This is a genomic window from Sinomonas halotolerans, from assembly GCF_039615075.1.
Taxonomy (GTDB): Bacteria; Actinomycetota; Actinomycetes; order Actinomycetales; family Micrococcaceae; genus Sinomonas; species Sinomonas halotolerans.
In genome coordinates this window covers 1-17,396 of sequence record NZ_JBDFRB010000026.1, presented here as the reverse complement: position 1 = coordinate 17,396, position 17,396 = coordinate 1, and the positions used below count along the sequence as shown (strand labels likewise).

At 70.8% G+C, this 17,396-nt stretch carries 15 protein-coding genes and 1 riboswitch; of the genes, 10 read left to right on the top strand and 5 right to left on the bottom strand.

The genetic code is table 11. From position 1 onward, the window contains the following. The 3 genes from ABCQ75_RS16135 to glyA all read right to left on the bottom strand — a co-directional run. Positions 1-897, bottom strand: an 897-nt coding sequence (locus tag ABCQ75_RS16135; protein WP_345885927.1) for an IS110 family RNA-guided transposase, incomplete at its 3' end; no start/stop codon positions are given. A gap of 290 nt (positions 898-1,187) precedes the next feature. Next, positions 1,188-2,105 (bottom strand): bifunctional methylenetetrahydrofolate dehydrogenase/methenyltetrahydrofolate cyclohydrolase, encoded by a 918-nt coding sequence (locus tag ABCQ75_RS16130; RefSeq protein ID WP_345886651.1) that lies wholly within the window; start codon positions 2,103-2,105, stop codon positions 1,188-1,190. Then, positions 2,102-3,403, bottom strand: coding sequence for a serine hydroxymethyltransferase (glyA, locus tag ABCQ75_RS16125; protein WP_345886650.1), 1,302 nt, complete (start codon positions 3,401-3,403; stop codon positions 2,102-2,104). The genes ABCQ75_RS16130 and glyA overlap by 4 nt, the downstream gene beginning before the upstream one ends. A 103-nt stretch (positions 3,404-3,506) precedes the next feature. Continuing rightward, a riboswitch (ZMP/ZTP riboswitch) is annotated at positions 3,507-3,594 on the bottom strand. Between the two features lie 89 nt (positions 3,595-3,683). On the opposite strand from glyA, the gene ABCQ75_RS16120 reads away from it, so the two are divergent. Then, positions 3,684-4,910, top strand: a complete 1,227-nt coding sequence (locus tag ABCQ75_RS16120; protein WP_345886649.1) for an NAD(P)-binding domain-containing protein — start codon at positions 3,684-3,686, stop codon at positions 4,908-4,910. 5 nt (positions 4,911-4,915) lie between these two features. Next, positions 4,916-5,764 (top strand): formyltetrahydrofolate deformylase, encoded by an 849-nt coding sequence (gene purU, locus ABCQ75_RS16115; protein WP_345886648.1) that lies wholly within the window; start codon positions 4,916-4,918, stop codon positions 5,762-5,764. Positions 5,765-5,768: 4 nt separating this feature from the next. On the opposite strand, the gene ABCQ75_RS16110 is transcribed toward purU, so the two are convergent. Beyond that, the gene (locus ABCQ75_RS16110; protein WP_345886647.1) at positions 5,769-6,290 is read right to left on the bottom strand and encodes a gamma carbonic anhydrase family protein; all 522 of its coding nucleotides are present in this window, start codon (positions 6,288-6,290) and stop codon (positions 5,769-5,771) included. A 107-nt stretch (positions 6,291-6,397) separates the two neighbouring features. On the opposite strand from ABCQ75_RS16110, the gene ABCQ75_RS16105 reads away from it, so the two are divergent. The 7 genes from ABCQ75_RS16105 to ABCQ75_RS16075 all read left to right on the top strand — a co-directional run bounded on the left by ABCQ75_RS16105 (position 6,398) and on the right by ABCQ75_RS16075 (position 15,509). Next, positions 6,398-7,591 (top strand): ROK family transcriptional regulator, encoded by a 1,194-nt coding sequence (locus ABCQ75_RS16105; RefSeq protein ID WP_345886646.1) that lies wholly within the window; start codon positions 6,398-6,400, stop codon positions 7,589-7,591. Positions 7,592-7,741: 150 nt separating this feature from the next. Then, positions 7,742-9,286 carry a multiple monosaccharide ABC transporter ATP-binding protein gene (gene mmsA / locus ABCQ75_RS16100; protein ID WP_345886645.1) on the top strand — a complete coding sequence of 515 codons (1,545 nt, stop codon included), beginning with the start codon at positions 7,742-7,744 and terminating at the stop codon, positions 9,284-9,286. Between the two features lie 41 nt (positions 9,287-9,327). Further along, positions 9,328-10,623 carry a multiple monosaccharide ABC transporter permease gene (gene mmsB / locus ABCQ75_RS16095; protein WP_345886644.1) on the top strand — a complete coding sequence of 432 codons (1,296 nt, stop codon included), beginning with the start codon at positions 9,328-9,330 and terminating at the stop codon, positions 10,621-10,623. A gap of 74 nt (positions 10,624-10,697) precedes the next feature. Next, positions 10,698-11,795, top strand: a complete 1,098-nt coding sequence (locus tag ABCQ75_RS16090) for a substrate-binding domain-containing protein (protein ID WP_345886643.1) — start codon at positions 10,698-10,700, stop codon at positions 11,793-11,795. Between the two features lie 192 nt (positions 11,796-11,987). After that, entirely contained in the window at positions 11,988-13,073 is a 1,086-nt protein-coding gene (locus ABCQ75_RS16085) for a Gfo/Idh/MocA family protein (protein ID WP_345886642.1), read from the top strand. 176 nt (positions 13,074-13,249) lie between these two features. Next, the gene (locus ABCQ75_RS16080; RefSeq protein WP_345886641.1) at positions 13,250-14,101 is read left to right on the top strand and encodes a hypothetical protein; all 852 of its coding nucleotides are present in this window, start codon (positions 13,250-13,252) and stop codon (positions 14,099-14,101) included. A gap of 79 nt (positions 14,102-14,180) precedes the next feature. Further along, complete coding sequence (locus ABCQ75_RS16075; RefSeq protein ID WP_345886640.1) at positions 14,181-15,509, top strand: hypothetical protein; 1,329 nt, start codon at positions 14,181-14,183, stop codon at positions 15,507-15,509. Between the two features lie 103 nt (positions 15,510-15,612). On the opposite strand, the gene ABCQ75_RS16070 is transcribed toward ABCQ75_RS16075, so the two are convergent. After that, a complete protein-coding gene (locus ABCQ75_RS16070; RefSeq protein ID WP_345886639.1) occupies positions 15,613-16,065 on the bottom strand; it encodes a DoxX family protein in 453 nt (150 codons plus the stop codon). Between the two features lie 434 nt (positions 16,066-16,499). Between ABCQ75_RS16070 and ABCQ75_RS16065 the strand changes: the two genes are divergently transcribed. Then, positions 16,500-17,396, top strand: an 897-nt coding sequence (locus tag ABCQ75_RS16065) for an IS110 family RNA-guided transposase (RefSeq protein ID WP_345885927.1), incomplete at its 3' end; no start/stop codon positions are given.

Here is a 17,396-nt window from a genome sequence, read left to right as displayed (position 1 = left end):
GTTCTGGCCGGGCGCGGTCCCGGCCCAGGAGGCGAGATGGTCGGGGGTGGGGAAGCGGCTCATGTCCGCCCCGGTCTCGGCGACGATGATGTCTGCGGTCACCGTGCTGATCCCGGGGATGGTGCAGATCAGGTCGTGGAAGGGGCGAAAGGGCTCCATGAGGTCCTGGATCCGTTCGGTGAGCTGCTCCAGGGCGGCGCTGTGGCGGTCGATGAGGTCCAGATGGACACGGGCCAGGAACGCGTGGTGCTCGGTGAAGCGGCCGGTGAGGGCATCGGTCAGGGCAGGGATCTTGGCCCGGAGCCGCCCGCGCGCCAGGCCCGCGAGGGCCGCTGGGTCGCGTTCGCCGGCGATCAGCGCCTCGAGCATGGCCCTGCTCGAGACGCCCAGAGTCTCAGAGGCAACCGAGGAGAGCTTGATCCCAGCGTCCTCGAGCAGCTTCTCCAGTCGTTGGACCTCGCGGGTCCGCTCGCGGGTGATGGCCGTCCGGGTGCGGGTCAGGTCGCGCAGTTGGCGGATCGGCGCGGGCGGGACGAATGAGCCGGTCACGAGCCCATGGGCGCCCAGCTGCGCGAGCCAGGTCGCGTCCGCGACATCGGTCTTGCGCCCCGGCAGACTCCGGGCATGTCGCGCATTCACCAGCATCAGCCCGAGGCCAGCGTCCTCGAGCAGGTAGTAGAACGGCTTCCAGTAGTCTCCTGTTGCCTCCATCACCACGCAGGTCACTCCCTCGGCAACCAGATGATCCCGGAGGGCGAGGATCTGCCCACTCATCGACGACCAGGTCGTGACGGTCTCGACCGCCTTGGACCGTCCCGATCCGGCGATCCGCACGCACACCTTCGCATCGCGCTTGGAGATGTCGATCCCAGCGCACCGCGGGTGAATGAGTTCCATCGTCCCACTCCTTCCCATACGACAGGTCCGCCGTGGGGAGGGCAGGGGAAACTCAGAATTCTGACACTCGGGCTCGAAGCACCAATCCACAGTCCCGTGTGGAACCCTCCGCTCCCATGCTGTACTGCGGGCACGAAGCACCACAGATGAAACCGGGCTCTGACCACGACCGACCCCCTCAGGATCCGACCGGCCCCGCGATCAGGCAACAGGCGACCACACGTCGATCTTCGCAAACCCATGGTGCGCCCCGAAGGCGGCGCCGGAATGCTGTACCCGAAACGGGGAGGTCAGGCGTGGGCGGCGGCGCGCTCGGCCGCCTCGACCACGTTCGTCATGAGCAGCGCCACGGTCATGGGGCCCACGCCGCCGGGGTTCGGCGAGATGAAGCCCGCGACCTCGGCGACGGCCGGGTCCACGTCGCCGAAGACGAGCGGACGCCCGCCCTCGGGGTTGTCCTCGCGCGTCACGCCGACGTCCAGCACAGCCGCGCCGGGCTTGACGTCCTCCGGCTTGATGATGTGCTTGACCCCCGCGCCCGCCACGATGACATCCGCCTGGCGCAGGTGCACGGACATGTCCGGGGTGCCGGTGTGGACCACGGTGACGGTCGCGTTGACCGCGCGGCGCGTGAGCAGCAGCGGCATCGGGCGGCCGATGGTCACGCCCCGGCCCACGACCACCACGTGCTTGCCCGCCAGGTCGTAGCCATTGCGCTCGAGCAGCTCGATGACGCCCCGCGGCGTGCACGGGAGCGGCGTCGCGATGGGCTCGTTGACGTTGAGCACGAGCCTGCCGAGGTTGGTCGGGTGCAGGCCGTCGGCGTCCTTGGCCGGGTCGATCCGCTCGAGGACGGCGTCCGTGTCGAGGTGCTTCGGCAGGGGCAGCTGCACGATGTAGCCGTGGCACGCGGGGTCCGCGTTGAGCTCGTCGATGAGGGCCTCGACCTGCTCCTGGGTGGCATCCGCCGGGAGCTCGCGCTGGATCGAGTTCATGCCGACCGCCACGGACTGCTTGTGCTTCATGCCCACGTACAGCTGCGAGGCGGGGTCGGCACCCACGAGGACCGTGGCGATGCCCGGCGTGACGCCCTTGGCCTTGAGCGCCGCGACGCGCTCGGTCAGCTCCGCCTTGATCTCGGCGGAGGCCGCGCGGCCGTCGAGCACGACTGCCCCCTTGCTGGGAGAGGACGCGGCCACGCTGCTCACCACTGCTCGTGGCCGGGGTACAGCGGGAAGTCGGCGGCGAGCTTGTCCACGCGAGCGCGGAGCGACTCGAGGCCGGAACCGGCAGCGCCGCCCTTGAGCGCGGCCGCGATGATGTCAGCGACCTCCGTGAACTCGGCGGCGCCGAAGCCGCGCGTCGCGAGGGCCGGGGTGCCGATGCGCAGACCGGAGGTGACCATCGGCGGACGCGGGTCGAACGGGACGGCGTTGCGGTTGACCGTGATGCCCACCTCGTGGAGGAGGTCCTCGGCCTGCTGGCCGTCCAGCTGGGAGTTGCGCAGGTCCACGAGGACCAGGTGCACGTCCGTTCCGCCCGTGAGGACCGAGACGCCGGCGTCCGCCACGTCCTTCTGGTTGAGGCGGTCCGCGATGATCCTCGCGCCCTCGAGCACGCGCTCCTGGCGCTCCTTGAACTCCTCGGTGCCGGCGATCTTGAACGCGACGGCCTTGGCCGCGATCACGTGCATGAGCGGGCCGCCCTGCTGGCCCGGGAAGACGTTGGAGTTGAGCTTCTTGCCGAACTCCTCCTTCGCGAGGATCACGCCGGAGCGCGGGCCCGCGAGGGTCTTGTGCACCGTCGAGGTCACGACGTGCGAGTGGGGCACCGGCGAGGGGTGCAGGCCCGCGGCGACGAGGCCGGCGAAGTGGGCCATGTCCGTCCACAGCAGCGCGCCGACCTCATCCGCGATCGAGCGGAAGGCCTCGAAGTCGAGGTGGCGCGGGTAGGCGGACCAGCCGGCGATGATGACGTCGGGGCGCTCGGCGAGGGCCTGCTCGCGCAGCTTGTCCATGTCGACCCGGAAGGTGTCCTCCTCGACCTGGTACGCGGCGACCTGGTACAGCTTCCCGGAGAAGTTCAGCTTCATGCCGTGCGTGAGGTGGCCGCCGTGCGCGAGCGAGAGGCCGAGGATCTTGTCCCCCGGGTTGATCATCGCGGACAGGGCGGCGGCGTTGGCCTGCGCGCCCGAGTGCGGCTGCACGTTCGCGTACTCGGCGCCGAAGAGCGCCTTGACCCGCTCGATCGCGAGGTTCTCGGCGACGTCCACGTGCTCGCAGCCGCCGTAGTAGCGCCTGCCCGGGTAGCCCTCGGCGTACTTGTTCGTCAGGACGGAGCCCTGGGCCTCCATGACGGCGCGCGGGGCGAAGTTCTCGGAGGCGATCATCTCGAGCGTGCTGCGCTGGCGGCCGAGCTCGAGCTCGAGGACCGCGGCGATCTCGGGGTCGACCTCGTTGAGGGGGAGGTTGCTGACGGCGGACACGGTGGGCGTGGTGGGACTCACGGAATCTCCTCGGTGGCAGTAGCGGGAGGCTATTGGTCAGGCTACCGGCCCCACTGCCCACCGGGAACTGCATGGCGGAGCGTGAAGGCACGGAGCTGCTCGACCCGGCGGCCCAGGCGTACGATCCGCGGTGTCCCCTACTGTGCCGCTCCCCGGTGGTGACCCACCCAACGCCAGTCGCGACTGGACCAGCATACGCCGAAGGCGAGTGGCCCACGCGGGAACATGACGCGCCCTCCGCCTGTTGACCCACATAGTTGACATGTCATAGGAATGCCGGATGCCGGAGGAAGTGGGAGGCCGCATGGACACGCTCAAGGCCGTGGTGATCGGAGCGGGCCAGGCTGGGCTGAGCGCCGCGCACTGGCTCGCCCGGCGGGGGCTCACCCCCTGGGAGGAGTTCGTGGTCCTCGATGCCAACAAGGGCCCCGGCGGAGCGTGGCGCCACCGCTGGGACTCCCTGACCTTCGACGCCGCCCACGGACTCCACCCCCTCCCCGGCCTCCCGCTCGGGGCGCCGGACCCGCGCGAGCCCGCCTCCGCCGTCGTGCGCCGCTACTACGGCGACTACGAGCGCGCCTTCCGCCTGCCCGTGCTGCGGCCCGTCCGCGTCGCGGCGGTGGAGCGCCCCGGCGATGGAGGGACGCACGACGACGGGCCCCTCCTGGTGCGGGCGGCCGACGGGCGCGTCTGGCGCGGCTCCCCCACCGCCGACGACGGGCCCCTCCTCGTGCGCGCGGCCGACGGGCGCGTCTGGCTCACGGAGACGGTCATCTCCGCCACCGGCACCTGGGACAGCCCCTACTGGCCCCACTACCCGGGCCGGGAGTCCTTCCGAGGGCGGCAGCTCCACACTCATGACTTCGTCGCGGCCGAGGAGTTCCGCGGGCAGCGCGTCCTCGTGGTGGGCGGCGGGACCTCGGCGCTGCAGTTCCTCCTGCAGCTCGACGCCGCCGGCGCCCGCACCTCCTGGTCCACGCGCCGCGACCCGGACTGGACCGAGGTGCCCTTCGACGCGGAATGGGGGGTCGCGGTCGAGCGCGGCGTGGGCGAGCGCACGCGCGCGGGGCTGCCGCCCCTCTCGGTCGTGGCCGCGACCGGCCTGCCGCTCACGGCCCAGTACCGGGCCGGGATCGAGGCCGGCGTGCTCGTCTCCCGCGGACCGCTCGCGCGGATCACGCCCACGGGCGCCGTCCTCGCCGACGGCACCGAGCTCGGGCTCGACGCGATCCTGTGGGCCACCGGCTTCCGCGCCTCCCTCGGACACCTCGCTCCCCTGGGCGTGCGCGAGCCCGGAGGCGGCGTCCTCATGGGCGACGACGGCGTGCGGGTCGTCCGCGAGCCGCGCCTGTTCCTCGTGGGCTATGGGGCAAGCGCCTCCACCGTGGGAGCCACCCGGGCAGGGCGCGCTGCGGCGAGCGCCGCCCTGGCGCGCCTCGGGCAGGCGGGTGCGCGACCGGCGTCGGCCGCGCCGGCCCCAGCCGGCCTGAACGCCTCGGTAGGCTAGAGGGCGTGGAAAGCAACACCTTCATCGTGACCCTCTCCTGCCCGGACCGGCCCGGGATCGTGCACGCCGTCTCCGGCGCGCTGCTCGAGGCCGGCTGCAACATCGCCGAATCCCGCCAGTACGAGAGCCACGACACCGGCACCTTCTTCATGCGCGTGACCGTGGAGACCGGCTCGCCGCGCGGAGTCCTCGAGGCCTCGCTCGCACCGGTCGCCGACGCGTTCGGGATGAAGCTCGGGATCTACGACGGCGGCAGCCCCGTCCGCACGCTCATCATGTGCTCCAAGGACGGCCGCACCCTCAACGACCTCCTGTTCCAGCAGCGCACCGGGACCCTGCCGATCGAGGTGCCGGTCATCGTCTCCAACCACACCGACCTGGCCCCGATGGCCGAGTTCTACGGTGTCCCGTTCGTGCACCTTCCGGTCACGGCCGCCACGAAGGCCGACGCCGAGGCGCGCCTCCTCGACCTCGTCGCCGAGCACGAAATCGAGCTCGTGGTGCTCGCGCGGTACATGCAGATCCTCTCCGACGACCTGTGCCGGGCGCTCGAGGGCCGGGCCATCAACATCCACCACTCGTTCCTGCCCTCGTTCAAGGGCGCCAGGCCGTACCACCAGGCTCATGCGCGCGGGGTCAAGATCATCGGTGCCACCGCCCACTACGTGACCGCGGACCTCGACGAGGGGCCCATCATCGAGCAGGAGGTCATCCGGGTGGACCACTCGAAGACCGCCGAACAGCTCGTCCAGATGGGCCGGGACGTCGAGGGGCGCACCCTGTGCCGCGCCGTGCAGTGGCATGCCGAGCACCGCGTGCTCCTGGACGGGCATCGCACCGTCGTCTTCGCCTGAGGGGTCAGTGGGTGTTGGCCTTGCGGTGGGCCCTTGCCAGGTCCACGTAGTGGGAGGCATTGCGGTGGACCGAGGCGACCTCCTCGTCCGTGAGCTCGCGGCGCACCTTCGCGGGGACCCCGGCCACGAGCGATCGCGGCGGCACCACGGTCCCCTCGAGCACGACCGCGCCGGCCGCCACGAGGGACTCGGAGCCGATTACGGCGCCGTTCATGACCGTGGCGCTCATGCCGATCAGCACGTTGTCCTCGATCGTGCACCCGTGGACCACCGCGTTGTGGCCTACCGAGACGCCGGCTCCGACCGTGCACGGGAAGCCCTCGTCCGCGTGGAGCACCACGTTGTCCTGGAGGTTGCTGCCCGCGCCGACGGTGATGGTGGCGGTGTCAGCACGGACCGACACGCCATAGAAGGCGCTGGCACGCTCGGCGAGGTGCGCGTCGCCGATGACGGACGCCGTCGGGGCCACGAAGGCACTCGGGTGGATGTCAGGCGTGCAGCCGCCGAATTCGATCACAGGGCTCATGCTGCCCAGCGTAGTGGCCGAGCCGCCGCGGCCCTCGATACCCGCTCCGCGACCCATCTTGCGTTCATTTCTTGACGCCAAGGGCGGCGGGTAGGAAGCTGGACCCCATGGTTTCAACGCTGCGCTCGATGACGAGCGCCACCGCCAATCCGGGCTCGCAGTCCGCGCTCCGCCGGCTCAACGAGCAGCGGATCGTCGAGGCGCTCATGGCCGGGCCCGCGACCCAGGCGGAACTGGCCCGGAACACCGGGCTCTCCAACGCGACGGTGTCCAACATCGTCAAGGTCCTGCTCGACTCGGACGTCGTCTCGACCGAGCCGACCACGAGCTCGGGCCGGCGCGCGCTGAGCGTGCGGCTCAACAGCAACTCCGCGGTCGCGGTCGGCATCGACTTCGGCCGCCGGCACCTGCGCGTCGTCCTCGCGAACCTCGCCTACGAGGTCCTCGCCGAGCAGACCCTCACGCTCGAGGCGGGGCATCGGGCGGACGTGAGCATCTCGGCCGCCGTGGACGTCCTCGAGACGCTCGTCGCCGACTCCGGGATCCGGCGCGAGGACGTGATCGGCGTGGGCGCGGGCATCCCGGGCCCCATCGACCACCGCACGGGCTCGGTGGCGCAGGGGGCCATCCTGCCCGGGTGGGTGGGCCTGCAGATCCTCGTGCACCTCGAGGACCGGCTCGGCCTGCCTGTCTTCGTGGACAACGACGCCAATCTGGGGGCGCTCAGCGAGGTCACGTGGGGCCCCTACAGCGGGGTGGAGAACCTCGTGTTCGTCAAGATCGGCTCCGGGATCGGCGCGGGCCTCATCCTCAACGGACTCCCGTACTACGGCAACGTGGGCGTCACCGGCGAGATCGGCCACGCGACCATCGTGGAGCACGGCCACGTGTGCCGCTGCGGGAACCGCGGCTGCCTCGAGACCGTCGCCTCGACGTCCACGATGGCCGACCTCCTCTCGAGGGGAGAGCCCGAGAGGCTCACGGCGGACGAGATCGTGCGCCGGGCACTCGCCCGCAACCCTGCTGCGCTGCGCGTGATCGACGACGCGGGCCTCGCCGTCGGCAGGGCCCTGGGCAACGTCGCGAACCTCATCAACCCCGAGGTGATCGTGGTGGGAGGCCCTCTCGCGGAGCTCGGCGAGATCCTGCTCGACCCCATCCGCCGGGGGCTCCTGCGGCATGCCGTCCCCCTCATCGGCGAGTCCACCACCCTCGCGATGTCCGCCCTCGGCTCGCGCTCCGAAGTGCTCGGCGCGGCCGCCCTCGTGTTCCAGAACGCGGACATCGCCCACCACACCTGACGCTCCCCTGCCTTCACCGACAAGGAATCAGGCCGCGAGTTTGCGTTCACTTCTTGACGGCAAGGCGGCGGTAAATGTTTACTTTCTACTCAGACGGCGCCGCCGACCAGGCCGCCGGACAACGATGTTCGACCAGGAGGCGAAGCGCTGATGACACCGAGCGACGCTGTGATCCTTGAGATGCGGTCCATCACGAAGGAGTTCCCAGGCGTCAAGGCGCTCTCGGACGTGAACCTTCGCGTGAAGGCGGGCGAGATCCACGCCATCTGCGGCGAGAACGGCGCGGGCAAGTCCACGCTCATGAAGGTCCTCTCGGGTGTGTACCCCTACGGGACGTACTCGGGGGACATCGTCTACCAGTCCCAGGTCCAGCAGTTCCGCGACATCCGCGCGAGCGAGGCAGCGGGGATCGTGATCATCCACCAGGAGCTCGCCCTCATCCCCGAGCTCTCGATCATGGAGAACATCTTCCTTGGCAACGAGCCCGCCCGCCGCGGAGTGATCGACTGGAAGGAGGCCCGGAAGCGCTCCCTCGAGCTGCTCGCGCGCGTCGGCCTCCGCGAGGACCCGGACACCCCCATCAAGGACATCGGCGTGGGCAAGCAGCAGCTCGTGGAGATCGCCAAGGCCCTGAACAAGTCCGTCAGGCTGCTCATCCTCGACGAGCCCACGGCGGCCCTGAACGAGTCCGACTCGCAGCACCTGCTCGACCTCATCGTGGGCCTCAAGGGCCGCGGCGTGACGAGCATCATCATCTCCCACAAGCTGAACGAGATCGAGCAGATCGCGGACGAGATCACCATCATCCGCGACGGCCGCTCGATCGAGACGCTCAACGTGGTCGAGGACGGCGTGGACGAGGACCGGATCATCAAGGGCATGGTCGGCCGCACGCTCGAGTCCCGCTTCCCGGACCACACGCCGACGGTCGGCGAGGTGCTCTTCGAGGTCAAGGGCTGGACGGTGCAGCACCCCCAGGTCGCCGACCGCCTCGTGTGCAAGGGCTCGGACTTCTTCGTCCGCAAGGGCGAGATCGTCGGCTTCGCGGGCCTCATGGGAGCCGGGCGCACCGAGCTCGCCCGCAGCATCTTCGGGCACTCCTACGGCAAGTTCGTCTCGGGCAAGACCTACCTGCACGGCAAGGAGGTCCGGATGAACACCGTGGCCCAGGCGATCGACGCCGGCCTCGGCTACGTCACCGAGGACCGCAAGACCCTCGGCCTGAACCTCCTCGACGACATCAAGACGACCACCGTCTCCGCCGCGCTGGGCAAGATCACCCGGGGCCTCGTCGTCGACCGCACCCGCGAGTACCAGATCGCGGAGGACTACCGGAAGTCGCTGCGCACCAAGACGCCCAGCGTCGACGAGGGCGTCGCGAAGCTCTCGGGCGGCAACCAGCAGAAGGTCGTCCTCGCGAAGTGGATGTTCACCGACCCCGAGCTGCTCATCCTCGACGAGCCGACCCGCGGGATCGACGTCGGCGCGAAGTACGAGATCTACGGCATCATCCAGAAGCTCGCGAGCCAGGGCAAGGGCGTCATCGTCATCTCGTCCGAGCTCCCCGAGCTGCTGGGCCTCTCGGACCGCATCTACACGATCTTCGAGGGCGCCATCACCGGCGTGCTCACCAAGGAAGAGGCCACGCAGGAGAGCCTCATGAAGCTCATGACCCAGGCCCGCAAGGCCGCCTGAGACCGCTCAGGACAAGACCCACGGAGACTGAAGGACACCCCATGGACGCCCTCAAGAAGCTATTCGGCGGCAATACGCGGCAGTTCGGCATGATCTTCGCCCTCGTGGCGCTCATCGTGCTGTTCCAGATCCTCACCGGCGGGCTCACGCTGACCCCGGACAACGTGATCAACCTGTTCAACGGCAACGCGTACATCCTCATCCTCGCGATCGGCATGGTCCTCGTGATCATCGCCGGGCACATCGACCTCTCGGTCGGCTCGATCGCCGCCGCCGTGGGCATCATCGTCGCCCTCGCGATCCGGGACTGGGGCCTCCCCACCTGGCTCGGCATCCTGCTCGGGCTCGGGATCGGCGCGCTCATCGGCGCGTGGCAGGGCTTCTGGGTCGCCTACATCGGGATCCCGGCCTTCATCGTCACGCTCGCGGGCATGCTCATCTTCCGCGGCGTGAACCAGTGGGTGGGCCAGTCCAACACCGTCCCGGTCCCTGCCGACTTCCAGTACATCGGCGCAGGCTACCTGCCCGAGATCGGGCCCAACACGGGCTACAACAACCTCACGCTGCTCCTCGGCCTCGCTGGCGTCGCCGCAGTCGTCTGGTTCGAGCTCAAGAGCCGCCGCGAGGCCAAGGAACTCGGCGCCGAGGTGCCCGAGCTGTGGGTCACCGTGACGAAGCTCGTGCTCGTCTGCGGCGCCATCCTCTACGCGACGTACCTCTTCGCCACCGGCCGCCCGGGCACCTCCTTCCCGGTGCCGGGCATCATCCTGGGCGTCCTCGTGCTCCTCTACGGCTTCATCTCCTCCAAGACCATCATCGGCCGCCACATCTACGCGGTGGGCGGCAACCGCCACGCCGCCGAGCTCTCCGGCGTCCAGTCCAAGAAGATCAACTTCCTCGTCATGATGAACATGGCGATCCTCTCCGCCCTCGCCGGCATGGTGTTCGTGGGACGCTCGACCGCCTCCGGCCCCTTCGACGGCACCGGCTGGGAGCTCGACGCGATCGCCGCAGTGTTCATCGGCGGCGCCGCCGTCACCGGTGGCGTCGGCACCGTGATCGGCTCAATCGTCGGAGGCCTCGTCATGGCCGTGCTCAACAACGGCCTCCAGCTCCTGGGCGTCGGCGCGGACCGCACCGCCGTGATCAAGGGCCTCGTGCTCCTCGCGGCCGTCGCGTTCGACGTCTACAACAAGAGCCAGGGCCGCAAGTCGATCATCGGCCTGCTCATGCGCGGCTTCAACGGCAACGGCCGCGGCACCACCGGGAGCCACGGCACCCCGCTCCAGCCCGACGAGACCACCAAGACGAGCGAGGTCGTGGCGAAGGAGTCCTGACGACTCCCCCCGCCCCCAGATTCCCCAGATTCCCCAGATTCCCCACACAGGAAATCCCACAGAAAGCAGAGAACATGCGCATGTTTTCGAAGGCAGCCAAGGCCGCAGCGGTCGCTGGCATCGCAGCACTGGCGCTGACGGCCTGCGGCCGCGCCGACTCGGGCGCCACCGGTGGCGGCACCGGCACCGGCGGATTCCCCCAGGACTCCCTCATCGGCGTCGCCCTCCCGCAGAAGACCTCAGAGAACTGGGTGCTCGCCGAGCAGCTGTTCAACGACGGGCTCAAGGAGGCCGGCTTCAAGTCGGACGTCCAGTTCGCCAACGGCGGCGTGTCCGAGCAGCAGAACCAGATCTCCGCGATGGTGACCAAGGGCGCCAAGGTGATCGTGGTCGGCGCGATCGACGGCTCGCAGCTGGGCACCCAGCTCGCGCAGGCGAAGTCCGCCGGCGCCACCGTCATCGCCTACGACCGCCTCGTGAAGAACACGGACGCCGTGGACTACTACGTGGCGTACGACAACTTCAAGGTCGGCGAGCTGCAGGGCCAGGCCCTCCTCGACGGCATGAAGGCCAAGAAGGCCGAGGGCCCGTACAACATCGAGCTCTTCGCCGGCTCCCCGGACGACGCCAACGCGAAGGTCTTCTTCGACGGCGCCATGAGCGTGCTCAAGCCGAAGATCGAGGACGGCACCCTCAAGGTCGTCTCGGGCCAGAAGACGTTCGAGCAGGCCGTGACCCAGGGCTGGAAGGCCGAGAACGCGCAGAAGCGCATGGACACCCTCCTCGCAGCCAACTACACGTCCGCGAAGCTGGACGGCGTCCTCTCCCCGAACGACACCCTGGCCCGCGCCATCCTCACCTCGGTGAAGAGCGCCGGCAAGGCCCTCCCGGTCGTCACCGGCCAGGACTCCGAGGTCGAGTCGGTCAAGTCGATCATGGCCGGCGAGCAGTACTCCACGATCAACAAGGACACCCGCAACCTGGTGAAGCAGGCCATCGAGATGGTCAAGAAGCTCCAGGCCGGCGAGGAGGTCGAGGTCAACGACAAGGAGTCCTACGACAACGGCGTGAAGGTCGTCCCGGCCTACCTCCTCCCGCCCGTCATCGTGACGAAGGAGAACGCCAAGGAGGCCTACGCGAACGACCCGACGCTGAGCAAGCTCACGCAGTAGTCGTCGCGCCGGGCCGCAGCGGTCCCACGCGGGCCGCACCGGCGAGCGCACCATGAGGCGGCCGTCCCCACCCGAGGGGGCGGCCGCCGTCGTGCGTCCGCCCCCGGGTGACGGCCGCACCCGTGGTCGCCGTGGCCCGCCGCGCCCCGCGCCCCGCGCGCCGCGAGCCGGGCCCGTGCAAGGATGGCCGGTATGACCCGTCACATCCAGCGCCCGTGGCTGTCCCTCCAGGAGAACCCCGACCCGCTCGCCGCAACCGGTCCGGCCCTCATGTGGGGCGTGGTCTCGACGGGCGGGATCGCGCGGGCCATGGTCCGCGACCTCGCCCTGCTCCCGGACGCGCGCCTGGCCGCGGTGAGCTCGCGGGACACCGAACGGGCGGCGCAGTTCGCGCGGGAGTTCGGCGTGGGGCGCTCCTTCGCGGACGACGGCGGAGTCCCCGGGTACGCGCGGATGCTCGCCGAGGCGGACATCGATGTCGTGTACGTCGCGACCCCGCACGGGCAGCACCACGAGGTGGCACGGGCCGCGCTCGAGGCCGGCAAGCACGTGCTGGTCGAGAAGTCCTTCACCGTCAACGCGCACGAGGCGCAGGAGCTCGTCGACCTCGCCGGGGAGCGCGGCCTGTTCCTCATGGAGGCCATGTGGAGCCGGTTCGTGCCCGGGATGCTGCGGGCGTTCGAGATCGTCGAGTCCGGCGAGCTGGGCGAGGTGCAGTGGGTCTCGGCCGACCTCGGGTTCCCGGCCCCGCAGGACCCCGAGCACCGCATCTGGGACGTGGCGGCGGGCGGGGGCGCCCTCCTGGACCTCACGGTATACCCGCTCCTGTGGGCCGTGGGCACGCTCGGGTACCCGGACTCGCTCACGGCGGTGGGAACGCTCAACGAGGACGGCGTGGACACCCAGAACATCCTCGCGCTCTCCTACTCGGGGGGCCAGCTCGCGTCCCTCACCTCCTCCCTGCTCGCCCACGGGCCGCGCACCGCCACGGTGGCAGGCACCGAGGGGGTCCTGACCACGGTGGGCAGCGTGAACAACCCGACCGAGCTCGTGGTGCGCCGCGGATGGGACCCGGCGCGGGTCGAGACGGTCGACGTGATCGGGCGCGGATTCGTGTACGAGCTGCGCGAGGTGACGCGCTGCATCCAGCAGGGGCTCACCGAGAGCCCCACCATGCCGTGGACGGACACGCTGGACACGATGCGGCTGTTCGACGGCGTGCGCGCCCAGCTCGGGATCCGCTACCCCAACGACATCCGCGTGCCGCACCGGCGGTAGCGGGGACTTCCCGGCGAATTCTTCCTCCGGGTGTGGACCTCCCGTTGCGGGGTACTTAGCATGGCAGGAGTCGATCTGTCGTGACGTCCCGGGCCGATGTCCGGGCTGCCTCGGGGACGCGGCCGGCCCTTCGGGGCCGGGTGGTCCTTTCGGAATCTGTACCGGGAGGAGGGATGATGCAGCGCAGGCCTTCATTGCGGTCGCGCATGGCCGCCCTCTCCCGCCATGCCGCCGGCGCCGCCGGTCTCGGCTTCCTCTGGCTCCTCCTCTCGGGCGCCCCGGCCACAGCGCTCGGCGACCTCGCCGAACTCCCCGACGCGCCGGCGTCGTCCCTCCTCGCCGCGCCGCTTGGCGCCGCATCCCCGACGTCCGACGCCGTGGCTGACGCGGCCGCCGCCGAACCTCTCCTCGCGCCCGTCGCCGAGCCCATCGAGGCGGCGGTGCCCCTCGTGGAATCCGCGGTGGGCGGCGCCGCCGGTGCCGTGGGCAATGCGGTCGACGACGTCGCAGACCTCGCCTCGTCGGCCACGGAGGCGCTCCCGCTCGCCGAGGTCCCGATCCTGCCCGAGGTGCTCCCCGAGCCGCTGCCGACCGTGCAGCTGCCCACGCCCGAGGCGCCCGCCGCCCTCCCGGCCCTCGATGCCGAGGCTCCGGCCGCTGCGGCGGGGCCCGCTCCGGACGCTCCCGTGCAGGCCGCGGCCCCTGCCTCCGAATGGAACGCCGCCTCGTCCCTCGCCCTGCTCTCCAAGGCCGCGATGGACCACGCCGTGGCGGAGGCGCAGGCGTTCCTGGGCTCTGGCACACCTGGCGGCCCGGCCTCGCCCGGGGGCCCTTGGACCGTCTTCCCCGCATGGGCCGGCGCATCCGGCGCCTTCGGGCCCGCCGGGCCACTTCTGAGCCTTCCCCTGGCACTGGCTGCCGGGGGTCTGATGATGGCGCTGCTGCTGCGGCCGGGCCCCCGCGGTGCCCCCGGCGCGTGGCGCCTTCCCGGGTCGCCGGCATTCGGCCCCGGCTGCACTCCTGACTGAGAGGGGACGAGTCTGCCCGCAGGCAGACAGCATCGTCCCCGGCGCCCTGGGCGCCACCCTTCTCATTCAGGAGTCACCTGTGAACACCCATCTGCGCCGAGCGCTGCTCGGCACCGTCCTCGCGGGCGGGCTCTGGTCTCTGGGCCAGACTGCCGCCACCGCGGACGAGCTCATCACGACAGGGGATGCCGCGGTCACCGTCGCGGCGTCCGACACCACCTCCAGCGACTCGCTCGACGCCGACCTCGGCGCCACGATCGGCGTGTCTCTCGGGGCCAACGGGGTCCTCGACCTCGGCGACACGGTCACCGACCAGAGCACCACCGCCGGCGACACGACCGCGGACGTCGCCCTCGGGGCCACGCTCGCCGCCGACGCGATCCTCGACGGCGACAACGGCACCACCGCCGGCGGCACCACTGCCGCGACCGACGCCACCACGGACGTCGCAGTCGGCGCCGCACTCGGCGCCGACGGCGTCCTCGACGGCGACAACGGCACGCCCACCGGCGGCACCACTGCCGCGACCGACGCCACCGCGGACGTCGCAGTCGGCGCCGCACTCGGCGCCGACGGGATCCTCGACGGCGACAACGGCACCACCACCGGCGACACCACTGCCGGCGACACGACCGCCACTGCCGACGCCACCGCGGACGTCGCAGTCGGCGCCGCACTCGGCGCCGACGGGATCCTCGACGGCGACAACGGCACGACCACCGGCGGCACCACTGCCGCGACCGACGCCACCGCGGACGTCGCAGTCGGCGCCGCACTCGGCGCCGACGGGATCCTCGACGGCGACAACGGCGAGGGCTTCCTCAGCCTTGGCGACGGCAACGGCCTCTTCGGCCTCCTGAGCCTCGACGGCGACGCGACCGCCGACGGCACCGCTGGCACCGACGGTGGCCGTTCGGACGGCGACGCGACCGGCTCGGACGGTACCGCTGGCGAGGAGGGCGTTGGCGGCGCCGCTGGCGGCTTCGGCGGCACAGGCGCTGGCTTCGGCACGGAGTCTGGAGCTGAGCCGCGGGACGTCGCCGTGACCGTCCGGATCGTCGACGCGCGGTCCGGCAGCGGCGGGGCCTCCGGTGGCGTGGCCGGCGCCGATGCCGGCGGCGCCTCCACTGGCTCGGGCGCCTTCGGCGCGGCGCTCGGCGGGTCTTCCAGCGGCGCGGCGCTCGGCGGCACGGGCACCGATGACGCGGCCATGGGCGGCGTCTCCGGCAGCGGCAGCGCTTCCGGCAGCGGCGCTGCGGGCGCGGACTTCTGCCCCGCGGCCCTCACCACTGCTGGCGGCCTGCTGAGCAGCACCGCCGTGTGGTTCCTCGCAGGGGCCGCGCTCCTGCTCGGGATCGGTCTGGGCCTCGGCCTGGGTCTCCTGCGCCGTCGGGCGCCTGCAGCCTAGTACGGCTGCACGCACGACGGCGCCCCGCGCCAGCGGCGAGGATTCTCGCCGTCGGTGCGGGGCGCCGTCGTGCGCTTCTGCCCGGGTGGACCCGGGGAGGTGACTAGGCCAGGATCGCGAGGCGGCCGTTGCTGCGGCCGAACAGGAGAGCGTCGAGGGAGGCGCGGCCGGGACCCACGAGCGCGACCGCGGCGGCGCCCGCTGCGAGGACGAGCACGAGCTCGATGCCGCCCTTCTCGACGAACATGCCCGCCGGGGCGTGGACGAGGATGAGCGCAACGAGCATCTCGACGGCGAGGAGTGCGCCCGCCACGCGGGTCAGGAGGCCCACGATCAGCAGGGCGCCGCCCACGAGCTCGAGGCCCGCCGCGAGCGGCGCGGCGAGCTGCGCAGCCGGCACGCCCATCTGGCCGAAGGCGCCCTGGGTGCCGGCCACGGTGTACTCGAAGAACTTCTGCCAGCCGTGGGCGAAGAACACCGCACCGAGGGCGATGCGCAGGATCGCGCGGGCGGCGTCGGAGGAGGCGGTGCGGGCGGGAGTCGAGATGGCGTCCATGGAAGGTCCTCGCTGTGGTCGGTCGGTGTCCGGGACGGTCTGGGGCCGCCCGCTTTAGTTGAAGGTTCAACTACATACTTGCAGCTTCAACTGAAGGCTGTCAACCGGGGAACTGTCAATCCAAGAGCCGCGCACCCCTGCCCCCAACCCCGTTTCGGGTACAGCATTCCGGCGCCGCCTTCGGGGCGCACCATGGGTTTGCGAAGATCGGCGTGTGGTCGCCTGTTGCCTGATCGCGGGGCCGGTCGGATCCTGAGGGGGTCGGTCGTGGTCAGAGCCCGGTTTCATCTGTGGTGCTTCGTGCCCGCAGTACAGCATGGGAGCGGAGGGTTCCACACGGGACTGTGGATTGGTGCTTCGAGCCCGAGTGTCAGAATTCTGAGTTTCCCCTGCCCTCCCCACGGCGGACCTGTCGTATGGGAAGGAGTGGGACGATGGAACTCATTCACCCGCGGTGCGCTGGGATCGACATCTCCAAGCGCGATGCGAAGGTGTGCGTGCGGATCGCCGGATCGGGACGGTCCAAGGCGGTCGAGACCGTCACGACCTGGTCGTCGATGAGTGGGCAGATCCTCGCCCTCCGGGATCATCTGGTTGCCGAGGGAGTGACCTGCGTGGTGATGGAGGCAACAGGAGACTACTGGAAGCCGTTCTACTACCTGCTCGAGGACGCTGGCCTCGGGCTGATGCTGGTGAATGCGCGACATGCCCGGAGTCTGCCGGGGCGCAAGACCGATGTCGCGGACGCGACCTGGCTCGCGCAGCTGGGCGCCCATGGGCTCGTGACCGGCTCATTCGTCCCGCCCGCGCCGATCCGCCAACTGCGCGACCTGACCCGCACCCGGACGGCCATCACCCGCGAGCGGACCCGCGAGGTCCAACGACTGGAGAAGCTGCTCGAGGACGCTGGGATCAAGCTCTCCTCGGTTGCCTCTGAGACTCTGGGCGTCTCGAGCAGGGCCATGCTCGAGGCGCTGATCGCCGGCGAACGCGACCCAGCGGCCCTCGCGGGCCTGGCGCGCGGGCGGCTCCGGGCCAAGATCCCTGCCCTGACCGATGCCCTCACCGGCCGCTTCACCGAGCACCACGCGTTCCTGGCCCGTGTCCATCTGGACCTCATCGACCGCCACAGCGCCGCCCTGGAGCAGCTCACCGAACGGATCCAGGACCTCATGGAGCCCTTTCGCCCCTTCCACGACCTGATCTGCACCATCCCCGGGATCAGCACGGTGACCGCAGACATCATCGTCGCCGAGACCGGGGCGGACATGAGCCGCTTCCCCACCCCCGACCATCTCGCCTCCTGGGCCGGGACCGCGCCCGGCCAGAAC

Bases quoted from the DNA above. Each gene is read 5' to 3' on its own strand.
- ABCQ75_RS16120 (WP_345886649.1), top strand. From the start codon at position 3,684: ATGCCGGAGGAAGTGGGAGGCCGCATGGACACGCTCAAGGCCGTGGTG.
- ABCQ75_RS16110 (WP_345886647.1), bottom strand. From the start codon at position 6,290: ATGAGCCCTGTGATCGAATTCGGCGGCTGCACGCCTGACATCCACCCG.
- ABCQ75_RS16105 (WP_345886646.1), top strand. From the start codon at position 6,398: ATGGTTTCAACGCTGCGCTCGATGACGAGCGCCACCGCCAATCCGGGC.
- mmsA (WP_345886645.1), top strand. From the start codon at position 7,742: ATGACACCGAGCGACGCTGTGATCCTTGAGATGCGGTCCATCACGAAG.
- mmsB (WP_345886644.1), top strand. From the start codon at position 9,328: ATGGACGCCCTCAAGAAGCTATTCGGCGGCAATACGCGGCAGTTCGGC.
- ABCQ75_RS16090 (WP_345886643.1), top strand. From the start codon at position 10,698: ATGCGCATGTTTTCGAAGGCAGCCAAGGCCGCAGCGGTCGCTGGCATC.
- ABCQ75_RS16085 (WP_345886642.1), top strand. From the start codon at position 11,988: ATGACCCGTCACATCCAGCGCCCGTGGCTGTCCCTCCAGGAGAACCCC.
- ABCQ75_RS16080 (WP_345886641.1), top strand. From the start codon at position 13,250: ATGCAGCGCAGGCCTTCATTGCGGTCGCGCATGGCCGCCCTCTCCCGC.
- ABCQ75_RS16070 (WP_345886639.1), bottom strand. From the start codon at position 16,065: ATGGACGCCATCTCGACTCCCGCCCGCACCGCCTCCTCCGACGCCGCC.